The sequence below is a fragment of the Oscillibacter sp. genome (genome assembly GCF_032018205.1).
Taxonomy (GTDB): Bacteria; Bacillota; Clostridia; order Oscillospirales; family Oscillospiraceae; genus Oscillibacter.
Map to the genome: position 1 here is coordinate 48,233 of NZ_DALZOY010000003.1, position 19,178 is coordinate 67,410.

The window sequence follows — 19,178 nt, forward strand, 5'->3', positions numbered from 1 at the left end:
GCCAGCGGCGGCGGTTTGTCCACACCGCGCCGGGGAAAACGCACCCATCCCCACGGTTGCCGTTTCGGACAATCCGTGGTATAATCAAACGCCGTAAAATTCGACAATTTATGCGCAGGACTGTTTTTCGTCTTCCGCGCATATGCTGAAGAAACCGCGGATTGCGGGCCTGCTTCGATCAATTTACGGAAAGTGTACAGGCTGTTCAAGAGGTGAATGCCTTTTGAACGAGCGGGAAAGGAAACGAGATGAGACGGTATCTGGGTATGTCGGCGGTGCTGCTGGGCCTGCTTTTTTTGCTGCCGCTGATTACCGTGACGACCCATGTGGTCCGGCGGGAGGCGGAGGCGGGGACGAAGCGGGAGCTGAAGCCGGAAGAGCCGGAAATAGAGCTGCTTCCGCAAGGGGAGACGGACGGGTCCTACACCATCCGCGTTCTGTTGGGGGACGAGGTGAAAACCATGACCATGGGGGAATATCTTCAGGGCGTGGTGCGGGCGGAGATGCCCGCCTCCTTCGAGCAGCAGGCCCTGTGCGCCCAAGCGGTGGCGGCACGGACCTATACGATGTATAAGATGGCCACCGGCGGAAACCACGGCGACACGGCGGATGTCTGCGGAGATCACACCTGCTGTCAGGCGTATCTGGACAAGGAAACTGCCGCGTCCAACTGGGGGGACAGCGCGCAGGCTTACGAGGCGAAGGTGGAAAACGCCGTTGCCCTCACCGACGGGCAGACGATTCTGTACGGCGGGCAGCCTATTTTGGCGGTGTTTCACTCCTCCTCCGCCAAAACCACAAAGCGTGCCGGTGAGGTGTGGAGCAGTGATCTGCCCTATCTCCAGAGCGTGGAAAGCCCCGAGGGCGAGGGCGTCCCCAATTATTACAGCCGCGCGGAGTTTACTCCGACGGGGTTTAAAGAGCTGTTTCTGGCCGCGTATCCGGAGGCGGACCTGTCCGGCTCCGCCTCGAGCTGGATGAAGGATTGGGTCGTTGGCGAGGACAGCAATGTGGAGTCCGTCACCGTGGGGGGCATCAGCGTCCGGGGGACAAAGCTGCGCACCATTTTCTCCTTGCGCTCTTCCACCTTTGAAGCGGAGGTGGAGGACGGGAAAATCGTCTTCTTCGTCACCGGGTACGGCCACGGCGTGGGGATGAGCCAATATGGCGCCCAGCAGATGGCGAAGGACGGCAAGGATTGGAAGGAGATCATCACCCACTACTATACCGGCGTCACCGTGGCGGTGCACACGCCGGAACGGTTGTCGTAATAAAAAAGAGCTTGAGGACGTAAAATCCTCAAGCTCTTTTTATTTTTGAAAAGGCGCGCAAGGGGATCGGAGATCATTCCTCCCGCTTACACGCTGCGAAAGCGGGAGAGAAAGTCTCGTGTCTCCTGCATTTGGGGATTGCCCAAAAGCTCCTCCGGCGTGCCCTCCTCGCAGATAACGCCCTGATTCATATATACCACCCGGCTGCTCACGTCCCGGGCGAAGGCCATCTCGTGGGTCACCACCAGCATGGTCATGCCCTCTCTTGCCAAATCCTTCATCACGTCCAGCACCTCGCCCACCATCTCGGGGTCCAGCGCTGAAGTCGGCTCATCGAACAGCAGAACCTCCGGCTCCATGGCAAGGGCTCTGGCGATGGCCACCCGCTGTTTCTGTCCACCGGAGAGCTGGCGGGGTCTTGCGTTGATATAGGGGGCCATGCCCACCCGATCCAGATACCCGAGCGCGGCGGTGCGGGCCTCTTCCGGGTCCCTTTTCAGAACCTTCACCTGCCCGACCACGCAGTTTTTCAAAACGGTCATGTTGTTGAACAGGTTGAAGGACTGAAACACCATTCCCACGCGGGAGCGGTATGCAGCCGCATCCACGCCCCGGTCCGCCATGTTCTTTCCGTGGAAGAGAATCTCGCCCGAGGTGGGGGTTTCCAGCAGGTTTACGCAGCGAAGCAGCGTGGACTTGCCGGAGCCGGAGGAGCCGATGATGGAGGTCACGTCTCCCTTCTCCACCGTGAAGTCGATGTCCCGCAGCACCTGATGACTGCCAAAGGCCTTGCCCAGATGGCGGATTTCAAGAATCGTCTCGCCCATGTCAGTTCTCTCCTCTCGAAGCGGAGTCCCCGTTTTTGGGAGAATGCTTGCCGCTTTCCCGGTACTCCTTGCTGTGCTCGTCAAAATTGCTGCCCCTGCCGGGATGATTGTAGGTTCCGGCGGTCATGGTCAAGGAGTCGGTCTGCACCAGCTCGTAGCTGTCGGACCCGTCCATCCGCCGCTCTATCCACCGCAGCAGGAAGGAGGCGGCAAGCGTCATGGTGAGATAGCCCGCCATTTCAATGGTGGCGGAGGGGAAGTAGGTGAAGGTGGCCCCGGAAATCGCCTTGTGGGCGGCAAAGAAGTCGGTAAAGCCGATGATAAACATTACGGAGGTGTCCTTGATGTTGATAATCAGGTTGTTGCCGATCTGGGGCATGATGTTCCGCAGGGCCTGGGGCAGAATGACACCCAACATGGTTTGGAAGTGGGTCATACCGATGGCCTTGGCCCCCTCTGTCTGTCCGGGATCAATGGAGAGAATGCCACCCCGGACGGACTCTGCCATATATGCGCCGGTATTGACGGATACCACCAGAATCGCCACGGTCCATATGTTCTCAAAGCGGACGGAGTTGTTGGTGAAATAGGGCAGGCCGTAATAAATAAATACCGCCTGCAAAATCATGGGCGTGCCACGGAAAACCTCAATATAAATTCGCAGCAGCACCCGCACCAGCCCCAGACCAACCCGCTTGACGGGATGGTCGGACTTAGAATGGGGAATCGTCTGCAAAATGCCGCAGCCAAGGCCGATGACGCAGCCGATTAACGTGGCGACCACGGCGAGAATCAGCGTGCGCCAAATGCCGCCCAGATAGCTCACCGTGCCGTATTTTACCCAGAGGTCGGCTATGTCGGCGGCCAGTTGTGGAAATCTTGACCAGTCCATAATGGGTTCCTCGTTCCCTCAGTATTCAGCGGGCGTGCCCGGACAGGAATGCTTAGGCCCCGATGGGCTGTACTGCCACTGCTTGCGCCATCAGGTCATTGAAATCGTCGGCGGTCATGCCGGAGAGGACGGAGTTCATCGCGTCCTTCAAAGCGGTGTTGCCCTTCATGACGGAGATGCCAATATTTACGTCCTCGTCGGAAACCGTGAAGTCATCGCCAGAGCCGGAGAAGTCCAGCAGCGTGAAATCGGGATAGGCAACCATCGCGCCCTGGGCGGTGGGCATGTCGGTGCACACAAAGTCCACCGCGCCGGTTTCCAGCGCCATCAGCATGGCGGGGGCGGATTCTGCCGCCGTCCGGATATCGGCGCCCTCAATCTGAGGCAGGCAGGTTTCATACCAGATGGTGCCCTGCTGGCTGGTGCAGGTGCCGCCGGCAAGGTCGCTGATGCCCTTGGCGCTTGCAAAGGCGCTGTCGGCTTTGGTAAGGCAGATGATGGAGGCGTACAGATAGGGACCTGCGAAGTCCACCTGCTCCGCCCGCTCGGCGGTCATGGACTGGCCCGCGATCACCGCATCCACGGCGCCGGACTGAACGGCGGGAACAAGAGATTCCCACTCCAGCCGGACAATTTCCAGCTTCCAGCCGTTGGCCTCGCAGAGCTTTTTGGCCATCATTACGTCGTAGCCGTTGGCATATTCATTGGTGTCACGGATGGGGACGGCGTCGTTGGAGTCGTCCGGCTGGGACCAGTTATAGGGCGCGTAGCCGCACTCCATGGCCACCGTCAGCACACCGTCCTCCACGCCGGAGGGAACCCCGCCGCCAGCGGAGGATGCGGAGGAACCGGCAGCTGCACCGGAGCCGGAGGCCGCTGGAGCGGAGCCGCCGCAGGCGGCAAGAGATGCGGCCATGGCCAGAGCCAGAACAAGAGTAAAAAACTTCTTCATAAATTTTTCTTCCTTTCAACCAATGGTATTTTGTGGCGGCTGATGTACAATATCCTTCTCCCTGCCGCAAAAAGAACGACAAAAAACGGGCCGCTTTGACGCAAAGCGACCCGTGGAAAAAGCAGGCAATACTGCCCGATTCAGCCATGATAGCGCTTCACAAAAAATGTGACAGTCCGGCGGGTATTCCCCGACAGCCCAGGTATCTTGGAGCAGGCAGCTCCAAAACCCTTCGGCGATGTCCCCTTTTCCGCGGCGGCTGCCTGCCGTTTTACTCGCGGTACTGATGAACCTCGCGCCTCTATCTGAGCGATCCAATTTTGAGGTATCCTATCACGATATAAAGGGGATGTCAACTGTATTCCCAAAATATTTTTGCATTTTTGTGCAAAATGTAAAATTTAGCAAAATTTAAGGGAAAGCGGTCGAAACTCGTTTGTCTTTGGTGGAATTGCGCATAAATAATCCTTTTCAAAATTGGAAGCAGATGATACAATGACCACAGCGGGCGACATTGCTTTGTACGGAGCTTTGAAGGCTGTCCGGCGCAGCCAATTATGTGTCGGACGTACGGGAGAGGTGTGCGGGTGAGAGCGCTTGAGTTCAGCGTTTTAAACTGGATACAGGAAAATTGCCGGACAGAGCTTTTGGACGGGTTAATGCCGCTGATCAGTGCGCTGTGTAATCACGGAGAAATCTGGATTGTGCTGGCGGCAATTTTGCTTTTTACGCGGAGATACCGGCGTACCGGCGCGGTTTTGGCGCTGGCGCTGCTTTTGGATGTGCTGCTTTGCAACGGGATTCTCAAGCCGCTGATTGCCCGGGTGCGGCCCTGCGACATGAATCCCGCAGTAACGCTTTTGATTTCCCGCCCACAGGACTGGTCGTTTCCGTCCGGGCACGCGGCGGCGTCCTTTGCCGCGGTGGGCGCTCTGCTGTCGGAGAAGCGCGGCAGACTGTTGGGGCCCGTCTTGATTTTGGCGGCCCTGATTGCTTTTTCACGGCTGTATTTATATGTGCACTGGCCCAGCGACGTGCTGGCCGGCGCGGTGCTGGGGTTGGCGCTGGGTCTGACCGCCGGGCATTTGATGCGGTGGGCAGATAAGAAAACGGGGCGGTTTCGTCCCGCCGGAGGAGAGGGAGAGATGTGAAGGACACGCGGAAGAAACAGAAAATTCTTCTGGTGGATGGGAACGGAGAGCGCCGTCAGCAGACCGCGGGGGTCCTGCATGGCACGTTTTGCGTAACATCCGCGCTGGACGGAGAAATGGCGGTGGACATCCTGCGTACGCGTCAGGACTTTGCCGCGATTCTGCTGCAATGCCGCCTGTTTGAATTCAGCGGGTTTGATGTGATGCACTTTCTTCATACGAACCGGCTGCTCAAGTCCATTCCCGTGATTGCCATGGGGGCGGAGGATGACGAGCTGAAAGCGCTGAGCCTTGGCGCCGCCGCGTTTTTTAAGGAGTCCAGAGAGCCGGACATTCTCTCCTGCCAGGTGCAGAACCTCGTGAATCTTTTCTGGAGAGATCGGGATTTGGACCCGTTGACCGGCGTTTTGCAGTGGGAGCAGTTTTTGAAAAAGGCACGGGACACGCTGGCGGAGGTGGAGCAGGACAAGAGGCCACGGTCGCTGTCCATCATCTTCTTAAATATGGACCGCTTCAAGGTGTTCAACGATCTTTTCGGTCGGGCCGCGGGCGACCAGCTTTTGCGGAATCTTGCGGCAAAGCTGACGGCGATGCGGGGCGTGATTCAGGTGGGCCGCGTGGGCGGTGACCGCTTTGTGCTGCTGTGCCGCACGGAAGAACTGGAGCTTTCCCGCTTCAATCGGCTGGGCGCCGAACTGATGCGGCGGTTGCATCTGAAATATGCGCTGCATCTGTGCTGCGGCGTTTATGAAATTGATGATCCCACGCTCCCGGTAGCGGAGCTTTGCGACCGCGCACAAATCGCGCAGGAAACCGTTTCCGGCCGCAGCGACAAGAGCGTGGCTCTTTATGACGAGGAGCTGCGCCGAAGCCTGCTGTGGGAGCAGGAGGTGGCCTCCGGGATGTATGAGGCGCTGGAGCAGGGCCAGTTTCAGGTGTATCTCCAGCCAATTTTCAGCCTGTCGTCCAACGCGCCGGTGTCGGCGGAGGCGCTGGTGCGCTGGGACCACCCCAAGCGTGGGCTGATTCCACCTGATCAATTTATCTCTATTTTTGAAAAAAACGGCTTTATTAACCGGCTGGACCAGTATGTATGGGAGCGGGTATTTCAATATCTGGCGGAGCTGAAGGCATCGGGCTATCCCGACGTGACCATTTCTGCCAACATGTCGCGGCTGGATATTTACAGCGCGGATATCTGCGGGCAACTGACGGGGCTTGCGAAAAAGTACGATGTGAACCCCGCCGTCTTTCGGATAGAGGTGACGGAAAGCGTCTATATGGAGGACCCGGGGCAGATGCTGGATTTGACTCGGCAACTCAACGCGGCGGGCTTTGCCGTTTTGATTGACGATTTTGGCAACGGCTACTCCTCACTCAATATGCTGATGAACATGACGGTGTCGTCTTTGAAGCTGGACATGGGCTTTATTCGCAGCGTTGGCAGCGACGAGCGGACCAACTGCGTGGTCAGCAGCATCGTGCGCATGGCCAAGTGGCTGGAGATGAGCGTGGTGGCGGAGGGTGCGGAGACACAAACTCATGTGGACTATCTGCGCTCTATCGGCTGCGACCGGGTGCAGGGTTATTATTTCTCCCGCCCTGTTCCCAAAGACGATTTTTTCTCCCTGCTGGAGCGCTACCGGTCGGCTTCCGCGCTCGAGCGACCCCGGATTTTTGACAAGACGGCGGACACCCGGGCCGTGTGGGGCGCTGTGAAGTCCTATGACAGGATGATGCGGGGGAGAATGGACGCGGCGGCCATGTTTGAGCAGTTTGGAGACGCGGCGGAGATCCTCAGCGTGAACGACGGGTATTACCGACTGATGGAAAGTTCTCCCGAGCTTTTGTTCCGCAGCGGGCAGTTGATTACTGACTGGCTGGAGGAACGGGACCGTCCCGCGTTTCTCGGCGCGATGGACGCCGCTTCGGAAACGGGAGAGCGGCAGGAGCTGGTGATTCGGCGGTATATGGATTCTTACCGGATTAAAAGTCTGATGGTCAGTGTCTGCTATATGGGGCGCAAGGACAGCCGCAAGCTGTTTTTGGCACTGTTTCGGGATATCTCTTTACTGAAGCTGCCTGCGGAGTTTGGCTGCATGGTGCCCTCCGCCGCCCCCCGCGAGGAGGATGGGCAGCCCCGGCAGCCGCAGATATTGGGCTGCCGTACCTGCCCCAAGCTCTTAATTGTGGAGGACAACCGGGTGAATCAATTGGTGCTGGAGAAGATGCTCTCTTCTCAATACAGCATTCTGGAAGCGTCCAACGGCAAGGCGGGGCTGGATGCCCTGCGCAGCGGGGAAAACATCGGCGTGGTACTGCTGGATATCATCATGCCCATTATGGACGGATACGAATTTCTGCAAAAGAAGGCGCAGGACCCGGCTCTGAGGGACATTCCGGTGCTGGTGCTTTCCCAAACGGATAATCTGGACAGCGAGGAAAAGGCCCTGCGTCTGGGGGCCAGAGGCTTTGTGCGCAAGCCATATGACCCTGAGGATTTGAGAAAAACGCTGGATGCGCTGGCGAATGGAATCTGATGATTGATAAAAGCACCCCTGCAACTCGCGGCGGCAGCCTTTGCCGCCGCGAATTTTGCGGGAACGCCGTGCAAAAGCATGAAAACGAGGAGACAGCAAACCCTATGTTGAAGTCAAAGGCTTATGAAATTGATATGTGCAGCGGACCGATTCTGAAAAAAATGCTGCGCTTTGCCGTGCCGCTGATGGCCTCCGGTGTGCTTCAGTTACTGTTCAACGCGGCGGACGTGATTGTGGTGGGACGGTTCTCCGGGGACAATTCCATGGCTGCGGTGGGGTCCAACGCGGCGCTGATCAACCTGCTGACAAATTTGTTTGTCGGGCTCTCCGTGGGCGCAAACGTCCTGGCGGCCCGGTATTTCGGGGCAAAGCGGGAGCGAGAGCTCCACCGCGCGGTCCACACCACCATGCTTCTTGCCTTTTGCAGCGGCATGGCGCTGATTGTGGTGGGCATCGCCATGGCCCGGCAGGTGCTGGTCTGGATGCAGACGCCTCCCGCCGTGCTGGATTTGGCAGTGCTGTACCTGCGAATCTACTTTTTGGGGATGCCCGCCCTGATGCTCTATAACTTCGGCGCGGGTCTTCTGCGTTCCAAGGGAGATACCCGGCGCCCCCTGTATTACCTGCTGCTGGCGGGCATTGTGAACGTGGCGCTGAATCTGCTGCTGGTCATCGTGTTTGATCTGGACGTGGCGGGCGTGGCCATTGCAACCGTGGTGTCTCAGTGTATTTCCGCGGCGCTGGTGGTTGCCTGCCTGATGAGGGAGACGGGGAGCTTTCATCTGGAGCTGCGGGCGCTGCGCTTTTACAAGGAGCAGCTCCTCGGCATTTTGCGGGTGGGTCTGCCCGCCGGAGTGCAGGGCATTATTTTTTCGCTGTCCAACGTGGTAATCCAGTCCTCCGTCAACTCTTTGGGCGAGATTGTCATGGCGGGCAGCGCCGCCTCCAGCAATATCGAGGGGTTTGTATACGTGGCGATGAACGCTGTCTATCAGGCAACGCTGTCTTTTACCAGCCAGAACGTAGGCGCGGGGCGGATGGACCGCGTCAATCGCATTTTGATGACGGGGCTGGGCTGCGTAACGGCCACGGGACTGGTGCTGGGCGTTGGTGCGTGGCAGGCAGGACGGCTTTTGCTTGGAATCTACTCCAGGGACCCGGCGGTGGTGGAGGCTGGCTTTGTGCGCCTTGGCATTATCTGCGGGACCTATTTTGTCTGCGGCATGATGGACACGATGGTAGGCGCTCTGCGGGGCATTGGCTACTCCGTGATGCCCATGATGGTGTCGCTGATGGGGGCCTGTGTCCTGCGTCTTGTGTGGGTTGCCACGGTCTTTCAGATTCCGGCGTATCACACACCGGAGTGCGTTTACTGGTCCTATCCCATCTCATGGATAGTGACCCTTTTAATCCATGTGCTCTGCTATCTCTGGGCCAAGCACAGGGCAGACCAACGCTTCGCCGAAGCGCAGGCGAGACGGGAAGTTGCGGAGATTTCTGGCCAAAATACTAAATAGGGTATTGCAAAATGAATTGATACACTATATAATGTGGTTATTATAAAACCGTTTGGTTGACATAAAAGTAAGTTGGGAAGAACTATTTTGGCTTTTCGACAAGAGGGAGCGGCAGAAAATCATGAAAATTATTAAAAGAAACGGCAGTGAAGCGGGCTTTGACCGGGAGAAAATCGCGGCGGCGGTGGAAAAATCAAACCTTGCGGACGGGCAGACGCCGGAGCTGTCCCATGCGCAGGTGGAGCAAATCGCGCTGAACGTCGAGACCACGGCGGAGAAGGTTGGCCGGACGCTGAACGTGGAGGAAATTCAGGAGCTGGTGGAGACGGAGCTAATGCGCCACAGCGCCTATGAAACAGCGAAGCGCTATATCCGCTATCGTTATACCCGGACGCTGGCCCGGGCCGCCAATACCACGGATAATCAGATTCTCAGCCTCATCGAGTGCAACAACGAAGAGGTTATGCAGGAAAACTCCAATAAGAATCCCACGGTGAACTCCGTCCAGCGGGACTATATGGCGGGCGAGGTGTCCAAGGACATCACCAAGCGGCTTCTGCTGCCGACGGAGGTTGTGCAGGCCCACGAGGAGGGCGTGATTCACTTCCACGACATGGACTATTACGCCCAGCACATGCATAACTGCGATCTTGTCAATCTGGAGGACATGCTGCAAAATGGAACGGTGATTTCCGGCACGCTGATTGAAAAGCCCCACAGCTTTTCCACCGCCTGCAACATTGCCACCCAGATTATTGCGCAGGTGGCTTCCAGCCAGTATGGCGGGCAGTCCATTTCCCTTGCCCATCTGGCGCCCTTCGTGCAGGTTTCCCGAGATAAAATCCGGGGCGACGTGCTGGCGGAGGCCGCCGCAATGGGCGGTCATCCCGAGGGGGAGGTTTTGAACCGGATTGTGGAAAAGCGCCTTCGCGCGGAAATCCGCCGGGGTGTGCAGACCATCCAGTATCAAGTGGTTACGCTGCTGACCACCAACGGGCAGGCCCCGTTCGTGACGGTGTTCATGTATCTGGGCGAGGTGTCCGACCCCCAGACCAAGCGGGACTTGTCGGTGATTATCGAAGAGACGCTGACCCAGCGGTATCAGGGCGTGAAAAACGAAGCGGGCGTGTGGATTACCCCGGCGTTCCCCAAGCTCATTTACGTGCTGGAGGAGGACAACGTCCGCCCCGGAACACCCTATTACTATCTGACGGAGATGGCGGCCAAATGCACTGCCAAGCGGATGGTGCCGGACTATATTTCCGAAAAGGTGATGCTTCAGAACAAGATTGATAAAAATGGGCAGGGCCACTGCTACACCTGCATGGGCTGCCGTTCCTTCCTGACCCCCTATGTGGACCCGGAGACGGGAAGCCCCAAGTATTACGGGCGGTTCAATCAGGGGGTGGTCACCATCAATCTGGTGGATGTGGCCCTGTCCTCCGGCGGAGATATGGACCGCTTTGAGGAGGTTTTTTCCAAGAGGCTTGAGCTTTGCTACCAAGCGCTGATGTGCCGCCACAAGCGGCTCAAAGGCACTCTCTCCGATGCGGCCCCCATCCTGTGGCAGTATGGTGCGCTGGCCCGACTGAATAAGGGCGAAACCATTGACAAGCTGCTTTACGGCGGATATTCCACCCTGTCTCTTGGCTATGCGGGGCTTTACGAGTGCGTGAAGTACATGACCGGGAAATCTCACACCGACCCGGAGGCCACGCCCTTTGCGCTTTCCATCATGCGTCGGCTCAATGAGGCTACCGCTGCGTGGAAGGCCAAGGAAAACATTGACTTTTCCCTGTACGGCACGCCGCTGGAGTCCACCACCTACCGATTCGCCAAGTGCTTGCAAAAGCGGTTCGGCATTGTCCCCGGTGTGACGGACAAGGCCTATATCACCAACAGCTATCACGTCCACGTGTCTGAGGAGATCAACGCCTTTGACAAGCTGGAGTTTGAATCTCAGTTTCAGGCGCTGTCCCCCGGCGGGGCCATCAGCTACGTAGAGGTTCCCAACATGCAGGACAACATCCCCGCGGTGTTAAGCGTGATGGAGTATATCTACGACCATATTATGTACGCCGAGCTGAATACCAAGAGCGACTATTGCCAGACCTGCGGCTACGATGGAGAAATCTCTATTGTGGAGGACGATGGCAAGCTGGTTTGGGAGTGCCCTAAGTGCGGCAGCCGGGATCAGAACAAGCTGAACGTGGCCCGGCGGACCTGTGGCTATATCGGGACCCAGTTCTGGAATCAGGGCCGGACGCAGGAGATTCGGGAGCGGGTGCTCCACCTCTAAATCAACGAAAAAAAGCCCGCCGGAGGTCCTCCGGCGGGACTTTTCGAGGTGTGCCATGAATTATGCCAATATCAAAACCTGCGACATTGCAAACGGCGTGGGGGTGCGGGTCAGCCTGTTTGTCTCCGGCTGTACCCACGGCTGCCCCGGCTGCTTTAACGCCGAGGCGCAGGATTTCCAATATGGAAAGCCCTTTACACGGGAGACGGAGGAGCTGGTGCTCCGGGCGCTGGAGCCGTCCTATGTGGCGGGACTGACGCTGCTGGGGGGCGAGCCCTTTGAACCAGAAAACCAGCGTGCGCTGCTGCCCTTTCTCCGCAGGATACGGGCCGAGCGCCCGGGAAAAACCGTGTGGGCCTTTTCCGGCTATACCTGGGAGGAGCTGGCGGTGGAGAGCCGCGCCCGATGCGAGGCAACGGACGAGCTGTTGGCCCTCACCGATGTACTGGTGGACGGGGAGTTTGTCCAGTCGCTGAAGGACATTTCCCTGCGCTTCCGCGGCAGCGCCAACCAGCGAATTATCGACGTGCCCGCGTCTTTGCGGGAGGGAGAAGCGGTTCTCTGGAAGGGCTGACAAGATAAAGCCCCTTCATGTGCAGAATGGACGGAGGGGGTTTGCACAAGCCCGCCGGGACCGACGCGGCAGAGGGGGCTCGCCCTTGCGAGGCGGCGGAGAATTACCCACAGCGGGCTGCGGAAGTGAATTTCGCAGCCCGCTGTGTTTTTACCGCCCGGGGCTTGAAAATGGGCCGGGCCTTTGTTGGGAAAACAAACCGCAGGACAAGGCAGGCAAGCGGATTCTCGCTTTTGGCCCTGCCCGGCATGAAAGCGCTTCCCTCCGCATACATCCAAACAGCCGGGTGAAACTGTTTCACGGGGGAGGAGGAGAAGCAAATGAAAACCCCACTTTCCAAAGCGGAGTCAACGGGATGCTCTTCCGGGGCTGTCCCCGGTCTGAGGACGCTGAAAAATCTGCTGACAACCGCCTTAGTGCCAATGGGGAGCGCGCTGTACATCTACGGCGGAGGGTGGAACCGGGAGGATACCGGCGCGGGCCCTCAGGCGGTCCGCATCGGGCTTGCGCCGGAGTGGTGCGCATTTTTCAGGGCGCAGAACAAATGCTATTTTTATCGGGACTATTATCCCGTATTGGGTAGAAACATCTATTATTACGCGGGGCTGGATTGCTCCGGTTATCTGGGCTGGACGGTGTACAACACGCTCCATGACCAAGACGGCCTTCCCGGCTATGTGTACTCTGCTGCCGAGATGGCAGGGAATTTCGCCCGTCGTGGCTGGGGCCGTCTGACGGAAATCGGGGAGGGAAATGCGCTTTGTCCGGGGGATATTTGCAGCATCGCGGGACACGTCTGGCTGTGCATGGGGACCTGCGGCGACGGCAGCGTTCTGCTGGCCCACTCCACGCCTTCCGACAGCCGCGTGGGCTGCCCCGGAGGGGGGGTACAGCTCAGCGCACTGTCACCCGGTAATTCTGATTGCTGCGAAGCGCTGGCGCTGGCGGAGACAGTGATGCGGCGCTGTCCCGCGTGGTATGCACGTTATGCGGCGGTTAAAAAACCGTGGGAGGTTTATATGGCGTTTTCCGGCGGTGTGTTCCGTTGGGCGCTTGACGGGGGCGTGCTTACTGACCCGGAGGGGTTTGCCACTCTCTCGGCGGGGGAGGTGCTGTCGCAAATTTTCGGAGGGACGGGGCTTTCTTGTTCTCACCGGTGAATGGAGGTTGGGATTTCCCTGATGAGAACCCGCTCTCTTCCTTTGAGTGTCGCGCAAGAAAACGATTCTTCCCAGACAAAAGCCCCCGCTTTTAACGCCGCTGCGTCCCAAGCTCGGGCCGAAAAAGTGGAACTCCTTTTCTTTTAGAACTGCTCGTTTCCACACAAAAGCTTTGGAAGCTTCTATGTAAAAACGCAAAAAGGTCCGGGGGATCAACTCTGTTGATCCCCCGGACCTTTTTTCCTTACATGGACCGAAATATGTCCTTATTCTGCGTAAAATACTCCACGCCGGAATACAGAGTGGTCACCACAATCACCCACACGCATGCGGTGTTTAGCACCTTTGGGATGGGCAAAAACATCAGCACAAGGCAGACCATGGTGGCCGCGGTTTTCACCTTGCCGGACCAGCCGGCGGCGATGACGCGCCCCGCGTCAGACGCCAGCATTCTAAGCCCGCTGACGGCAAATTCCCGGCAAATGACAATCAGCAGGGCCCACGCGGGCATCTGTCCGATTTCCACAAACCAGAGCATGGCCGCAGTGACCAGCATTTTGTCGGCGAGAGGGTCTGCAAACTTCCCAAAATCCGTGACCAAATTTCTGGACCGGGCAATGTGGCCGTCCAGCAAATCGGTGAGACTTGCCAGAATGAAAATGGCCAGCGCCGCGTAATTCGCGCCGGGAAAGCCCCAGTACAGCACCGTCATGAATACCGGAATCAGCAAAATGCGCAGCAGGGTCAGCTTATTCGGCAGATTCACCGTGGCTCACTCCTTTTCTCCGGTCAGCTCGCCGTCCGTGGTTCCGGTGAGGCGGACATTTATAAATTCTCCGGGACGGGCCTCGTCGGCATCAAACCAAATGCGTCCGTCAATATCCGGGGACTCGGCATAGCTGCGCCCGTAATAGCGCTGGGCCTGAGGGTCAAAGCCCTCGCACAAAACCTCCCGCACAGAGCCGAGGACGGATTCGTTGTACCCGTCGATCACATCGGACTGTACGTCCACCAGCAGCTCCGCCCGGCGGCGGGCCTCGTCGGCATCCACATGGTCCATTTTGGCGGCGGGAGTTCCCTCCTCGGGAGAGAAGGGGAACACGCCCGCCCGCTCGATTTTCGTCTCCCGCAGGAATTCGCAAAGCTCTTCAAAAGCCGCGTCGTCCTCCAGCGGCAGTCCCGCGATGATGCTGGTGCGCAGCACCAGACCGGGAATGCGCGCCCGCAGTTTGTCCAAAAGGACCAGTAGCTCCGCCTTGGTGTCACGGCGGTTCATGGCCTTTAAAATCACGTCGTTGCAGTGCTGGATAGGAAGGTCGATATACTTGAGAATCTTCGGTTCCGCCGCGATGACCTCCATCAACTCATCATCGATCTCGTCAGGGTAGAGGTAGTGGAGCCGAATCCAGTGGAAGTCCAGCTTGCACAGCTCCCGCAGCAGGGGAGCAAGCTGATGCTTACCCGTCAGGTCCGTTCCATACCGGGTGATATCCTGCGCAATCACAATCAGTTCCTTCACGCCCCGGTCCGCCAAATCTCTGGCTTCCTCCAAAAGGTGCTTCATGGGGCGGCTGCGGTATTTTCCGCGCAGAGAGGGAATGACACAATAGGCGCAGCGGTTGTCGCAGCCCTCCGCGATCCGCAGGTATGCGTACCAGCCGGGAGTGGAGAGAACCCGCTCCCCCTCTTGCTCCGCCGTGTGGATGCTGCCGAAGCGGCAAGGCCGCTCTCCGGCCATCACGGCTTCCACGGCGGCGGCCACGTCGCCGTAGCTTCCGGTGCCCAACACGCCGTCCACCTCCGGCAGCTCGCCCAGCACATCCTCCTGATACCGCTGGGCCATGCAGCCGGTGACGAGAATTTTTTGGACCTTTCCTGCCTTTTTCAGCGTACCCATCTCCAGAATGTTGTCAATGGCCTCCTCGCAGGCAGAGGCCAGAAAGCCGCAGGTGTTCACCACCGCCACGTCCGCGCCCTCCGGCGCGGGGGCAACGGTGTGGCCCGCCGCCGTGACGGTGGCCATCATCTGCTCGCAGTTCACCTGATTCTTCGCGCAGCCAAGGGAAATAAACGCAACACTGTACTTCAAAATAGCTCCTCCATTGCATGGGTTTCGATTTGCGGGCCGCGCCAAGAGCGCGGCCCAATGTGTCCTGATGGTTTTGACGCGGCCTGATTGTTACAATGCGGACTTGCCTGTTTTTACACAGCTTCTGCCTTCATACGGCTTTTTTAAAACAACTCCGGCCTGTTTCGGCGCAGACAATGCCTTAAAAAAAGGATACTCAGGAATCGTCCGGCAGCTCTGCCCACGCGGACAGCCCGGTTCTCACGTCGCTCCAGCCAAAGCCCCGGCGCGCCAGCGCGCCGGCGGCACGGCGGTGCTCCCGCTCGTCCGGCGGACCCTTGCGAAAGCGGTCTTGCAGATACGCCGCGATAATGTCCGCCGGGTCCGGGGCGGAAGACATGGCGTCTTCCCACAGTTCCCGGGGGACGCCGTGTTTGTAAAGCTCGTCCCGGTAGCGCGCGGGGCCGTAGCCCTTTTCCGCCAAGTGGCGCACCAGAAGGGCGGCATACTCCCCATCGTCCAGCGCGCCAATGGCTTCCAGCCATTCGGCGGCGTAGCGAGCCTCCGTTTCCGACGCGCCTTTTTCCGTCAGCTTTCGCTCCAAATCCCGTCGGGACATTGCCCGCCGCCCGATCAGCTCCGCTGCCCGGGCCTTTGCGTCGGAGCCGGAGGCGGAAGCCTTCAGCCGCCCCAATGTCTCTTCGTCCAGCCCGTCTCCGGCCCGCAGGCCAAAGTCCAGAAGCTCCTGCTCGGTGATTTTCAGCAGCGTCCCATCCTCAAGAAACACCAGAACTCGCCCGGAGACATGCTTCGACCGCTCTAAACGGTCAATTTTCATCGTTAAAATCGTCTGCGTCCACATCCACGGCCCGGCCCGCCGCCTTGGCCGCCACGCGGGACTGACCGGTGAGCAGTTTATCGAAGTTGGCGCGGATATCCGCTTCCAGTTTTTCCATCACTTCCGGGTTATCACGCAGGTAGTTTTTCGCGGTGTCACGGCCCTGACCGATGCGGGTTTCCCCCATGGAGAACCAAGACCCGGATTTCTGCACCAAATCCAACTTAATTCCCAAGTCAATCAACTCTCCGCTGCGAGAGATGCCCTCGCCGTACATGATGTCAAACTCCGCCTCACGGAATGGTGGGGCCATTTTATTCTTCACCACCTTGGCCCGGGTACGGTTGCCGATCAGCTCCGTGCCGTTTTTCAGGGCCTCGATGCGGCGCACGTCGATGCGGATGGAGGAATAGAACTTCAGAGCCCGGCCGCCGGTGGTGACCTCGGGATTTCCGTAAGTAACGCCCACCTTTTCCCGGAGCTGGTTGATAAAGATGACGATGCAGTTGGTTTTGCCGATGGCGCCGGTGAGCTTGCGCAGGGCCTGGCTCATCAGCCGGGCCTGAAGGCCCACGTAGCTGTCGCCCATGTCGCCCTCGATTTCCGCACGGGGAACCAGCGCGGCTACGCTGTCAACCACCACCACGTCGATGGCGCCTGAGCGCACCAACGCTTCGGTGATCTCCAATGCCTGCTCGCCGGTGTCCGGCTGGGAAATCAGCATGTTCTCAATGTCCACACCAAGAGCCCGGGCATAGGTGGGGTCCAGCGCGTGCTCCGCGTCCACGAAGGCCACCTCGCCGCCCTTCTTCTGGGCCTGTGCCACTACATGCAGGGCCAGCGTGGTTTTACCGGAAGATTCCGGCCCGTAAATCTCAATGATGCGGCCCCGGGGCAATCCTCCCACGCCCAGCGCCAGATCCAGCGCCAGCGACCCGGTGGGTACGGTGTCGATCTCCAGGTTCGACCGATCTCCCAGCCGCATGATGGAGCCCTTGCCATAGGCCTTTTCAATCTGGGCGATGGCGCTTTTAATGGCCTGATCCTTGTCCGAGGCGATTTCCGCCTTCTTATCCGGCAGTGAGGATGCGGCTGCTTTATCTTTTGCCATAGTCTTCTTCCTCCTTATTTTTAGGACCGTGCAGTAAAAACTCTTTTAAAGCGCGCAAACAGACACACATTGGTCCGTTTGTCCCGGCTTAAATCTCGGCGCACAGCGTTCCAAACACCACGCGGGGAATCCCGTTTGTGTCCTTCACCACCTGAATGTCCCCGAAACCGGCGGCGCGCATGATGCGCAGTACGCTGTCCGCCTGCCCGATGCCCACCTCGAAGTACAGCCGCCCGCCGGGGGCCAGCGCCTGCCGCCACCGCTCCACAATGTCGCGGTAAAAGTCCAGCCCGTCCGCGCCGCCGTCCAGCGCCAGATGGGGCTCATAGTCCCGCACCGCCGCATCCAGCGAAGGAATGTCCCCCACGGGGATATAAGGGGGATTAGACACGATGCAGTGAAACTCCCCCAAAGCGGGGGAGGGCTTTTGCCGCGCGTCCGTCTGCATGCAGACCGCCCTTCCGGAAAGGCCGCAGCGCCGCACGTTCTGGCGGCAGATTTTCAGCGCCGCTTCGCTTAACTCGCCCAGCACCACCCGGGCCTGAGGCACCCGGCAGCCGATGGCGAGTCCCACGCAGCCGCTGCCGGCGCACAAATCCAGCACCCGGCACTCGGACAGAGCGCCGCAAAACTCAATGGCCTGCGCGGCCAAAACCTCCGTGTCTGTCCGGGGAATCAGCACGGCGGGGGAGATGTCCAGCGGCAGGCCGAAAAATTCCCACTCGCCCACAAGATACGCCACCGGCTCTCCCGCCAGACGCCGCTTAAGCAGGTCGTGGGCCCGCTGCTCCAGCTCCGGCGAGGCGTACAGCGCCCCGTCCCGCACCAGTTCTTCCCGGTTCTTCCCGGTGGCGAAGCACGTCAGCTCCCGAGCCTCCAGTGTGGCCATTTCCACACCGGCGGCTTTCAGTCCGGCGCGAAGGTCCATATATAAATTGTTATAGGTCTTGGTCACGTTTGCTTCATCCTTTTTAAAAAAGCTGTGATTACCAGGCGTCCTGCCCCTTTTCGTTGGGCAAAACCAGCTCCAGCGAACGGATAGCGCACTCAATCATAGAGTCTTCCGGCTCGTTGGTGGTGAAATTCTGCATCCACATGCCCGGGGCGGTCAGGGCCTTTGCAAGGCCGGAGCTGCTGCGGCCCACCCAGCGGTTGAACTCATAGGTAATGCCCACCACCAGCGGCAGCAGCACCAGATGTACCAGTGTGCGCAGCCACACGTTGGTGATCGGCCAGATACCGAACACCGCGGAGGAAATAAGGATGGACACAAAAATCACCACAAATAGAAAGCTTGTGCCGCAGCGGGGATGGTGCCGGGGTTGAATGCGGACGTTTTCCACCGTCAAGGGCAGGCCCGCTTCGTAGCAGAAGATGGTTTTATGTTCCGCGCCATGGTACTGAAACACCCGGTAGATGTCCTTCATTTTCGAACAGGCCACCAGATAAATCATAAAGATAATGATTTTCAAAACGCCTTCCACCACGTTGCGCCCCCACAGAGGGAAGCCGGGGAAGAAGTGGAGAATCCCGCCGGTGATAAACGTGGGCAGCACCAGAAACAGCAGCAGTGACATTCCAACGCCCACCACGGTGGCCACCGCCACCAGCATTGCCTCCAGCTTTTTGCTGGATAAGTGCTTTTCAAGCCACAGATCAAACTTGGACGGCTTTGCCGCCTCGTCCTCCGGGTAAAAGTCCGCGGAGTACATCAGGGCCTTCACGCCCTTGACCATGGAGTCCAAAAAGTTTACGGTGCCCCGCACCAGCGGCCAGCCCAAAAACGGATGCCGCTCCTTGATAAGGTGGAGCTCTTCCACCTTTTCCACCAGATTTCCCTCGTGATCCCGCACGACAATGGCCTGCTTTTCAGGCCCGCGCATCAAAATGCCCTCGATCAAAGCCTGTCCGCCGATGCTGGTGCGGAAGGCACAGGAATTGTTTTCTGCCATGTGTGGTCCTTTCTAGTTACTTAGAA

At 58.6% G+C, this 19,178-nt stretch carries 17 protein-coding genes and 1 riboswitch; of the genes, 8 read left to right on the forward strand and 9 right to left on the reverse strand.

Features of this window, described 5'->3' with window-relative positions:
- The first annotated feature begins 248 nt into the window (after positions 1 to 248).
- On the forward strand, positions 249 to 1,271 hold the full coding sequence (spoIID, locus tag RTU96_RS03110; RefSeq protein ID WP_312634885.1) for a stage II sporulation protein D: 1,023 nt from the start codon (positions 249 to 251) through the stop codon (positions 1,269 to 1,271).
- Between the two features lie 86 nt (positions 1,272 to 1,357).
- Here the strand turns inward: spoIID and RTU96_RS03115 are convergent, their stop codons facing one another.
- Genes RTU96_RS03115 through RTU96_RS03125 form a run of 3 tightly spaced genes read right to left on the reverse strand, consistent with a single transcriptional unit; the run spans position 1,358 to position 3,942 of the window.
- Positions 1,358 to 2,098 carry an amino acid ABC transporter ATP-binding protein gene (locus RTU96_RS03115; RefSeq protein WP_312634886.1) on the reverse strand — a complete coding sequence of 247 codons (741 nt, stop codon included), beginning with the start codon at positions 2,096 to 2,098 and terminating at the stop codon, positions 1,358 to 1,360.
- Between the two features lies 1 nt (position 2,099).
- Positions 2,100 to 2,990: an amino acid ABC transporter permease gene (locus RTU96_RS03120; RefSeq protein WP_312634887.1), complete on the reverse strand. Its 891-nt coding sequence runs from the start codon at positions 2,988 to 2,990 to the stop codon at positions 2,100 to 2,102.
- Positions 2,991 to 3,042: 52 nt separating this feature from the next.
- Positions 3,043 to 3,942 carry a transporter substrate-binding domain-containing protein gene (locus tag RTU96_RS03125; RefSeq protein WP_312634889.1) on the reverse strand — a complete coding sequence of 300 codons (900 nt, stop codon included), beginning with the start codon at positions 3,940 to 3,942 and terminating at the stop codon, positions 3,043 to 3,045.
- 142 nt (positions 3,943 to 4,084) lie between these two features.
- Positions 4,085 to 4,254, reverse strand: a riboswitch (Lysine riboswitch).
- Positions 4,255 to 4,529: 275 nt separating this feature from the next.
- Here RTU96_RS03125 and RTU96_RS03130 point away from each other — a divergent pair.
- The 7 genes from RTU96_RS03130 to RTU96_RS03160 all read left to right on the forward strand — a co-directional run bounded on the left by RTU96_RS03130 (position 4,530) and on the right by RTU96_RS03160 (position 13,183).
- The gene (locus RTU96_RS03130) at positions 4,530 to 5,093 is read left to right on the forward strand and encodes a phosphatase PAP2 family protein (protein ID WP_294856615.1); all 564 of its coding nucleotides are present in this window, start codon (positions 4,530 to 4,532) and stop codon (positions 5,091 to 5,093) included.
- Positions 5,090 to 7,633, forward strand: a complete 2,544-nt coding sequence (locus tag RTU96_RS03135) for an EAL domain-containing protein (RefSeq protein WP_312634891.1) — start codon at positions 5,090 to 5,092, stop codon at positions 7,631 to 7,633. Before RTU96_RS03130 ends, RTU96_RS03135 begins: the two co-directional genes overlap by 4 nt.
- A 104-nt stretch (positions 7,634 to 7,737) precedes the next feature.
- A complete protein-coding gene (locus tag RTU96_RS03140) occupies positions 7,738 to 9,150 on the forward strand; it encodes an MATE family efflux transporter (protein ID WP_312634893.1) in 1,413 nt (470 codons plus the stop codon).
- A 121-nt stretch (positions 9,151 to 9,271) separates the two neighbouring features.
- Entirely contained in the window at positions 9,272 to 11,449 is a 2,178-nt protein-coding gene (gene nrdD / locus RTU96_RS03145) for an anaerobic ribonucleoside-triphosphate reductase (protein WP_312634895.1), read from the forward strand.
- Positions 11,450 to 11,504: 55 nt separating this feature from the next.
- Positions 11,505 to 12,023 carry an anaerobic ribonucleoside-triphosphate reductase activating protein gene (nrdG, locus tag RTU96_RS03150; protein ID WP_312634897.1) on the forward strand — a complete coding sequence of 173 codons (519 nt, stop codon included), beginning with the start codon at positions 11,505 to 11,507 and terminating at the stop codon, positions 12,021 to 12,023.
- A 26-nt stretch (positions 12,024 to 12,049) separates the two neighbouring features.
- Positions 12,050 to 12,313, forward strand: coding sequence for a hypothetical protein (locus RTU96_RS03155; protein WP_312634898.1), 264 nt, complete (start codon positions 12,050 to 12,052; stop codon positions 12,311 to 12,313).
- 30 nt (positions 12,314 to 12,343) lie between these two features.
- On the forward strand, positions 12,344 to 13,183 hold the full coding sequence (locus RTU96_RS03160) for a hypothetical protein (protein WP_312634899.1): 840 nt from the start codon (positions 12,344 to 12,346) through the stop codon (positions 13,181 to 13,183).
- Between the two features lie 244 nt (positions 13,184 to 13,427).
- Here the strand turns inward: RTU96_RS03160 and pgsA are convergent, their stop codons facing one another.
- The 6 genes from pgsA to RTU96_RS03190 form a co-directional block, all read right to left on the reverse strand.
- Complete coding sequence (gene pgsA / locus RTU96_RS03165) at positions 13,428 to 13,949, reverse strand: CDP-diacylglycerol--glycerol-3-phosphate 3-phosphatidyltransferase (RefSeq protein ID WP_312634900.1); 522 nt, start codon at positions 13,947 to 13,949, stop codon at positions 13,428 to 13,430.
- Between the two features lie 6 nt (positions 13,950 to 13,955).
- A complete protein-coding gene (gene rimO, locus RTU96_RS03170) occupies positions 13,956 to 15,272 on the reverse strand; it encodes a 30S ribosomal protein S12 methylthiotransferase RimO (RefSeq protein ID WP_312634901.1) in 1,317 nt (438 codons plus the stop codon).
- A 196-nt stretch (positions 15,273 to 15,468) separates the two neighbouring features.
- Entirely contained in the window at positions 15,469 to 16,089 is a 621-nt protein-coding gene (locus RTU96_RS03175; protein ID WP_312634903.1) for a regulatory protein RecX, read from the reverse strand.
- Complete coding sequence (recA, locus tag RTU96_RS03180) at positions 16,079 to 17,200, reverse strand: recombinase RecA (protein WP_293008810.1); 1,122 nt, start codon at positions 17,198 to 17,200, stop codon at positions 16,079 to 16,081. The genes RTU96_RS03175 and recA overlap by 11 nt, the downstream gene beginning before the upstream one ends.
- Positions 17,201 to 17,288: 88 nt before the next feature.
- Positions 17,289 to 18,155 (reverse strand): peptide chain release factor N(5)-glutamine methyltransferase, encoded by an 867-nt coding sequence (gene prmC, locus RTU96_RS03185; protein WP_312634905.1) that lies wholly within the window; start codon positions 18,153 to 18,155, stop codon positions 17,289 to 17,291.
- A gap of 31 nt (positions 18,156 to 18,186) precedes the next feature.
- On the reverse strand, positions 18,187 to 19,152 hold the full coding sequence (locus RTU96_RS03190) for a DUF1385 domain-containing protein (protein WP_312634907.1): 966 nt from the start codon (positions 19,150 to 19,152) through the stop codon (positions 18,187 to 18,189).
- Positions 19,153 to 19,178 lie beyond the last annotated feature (26 nt).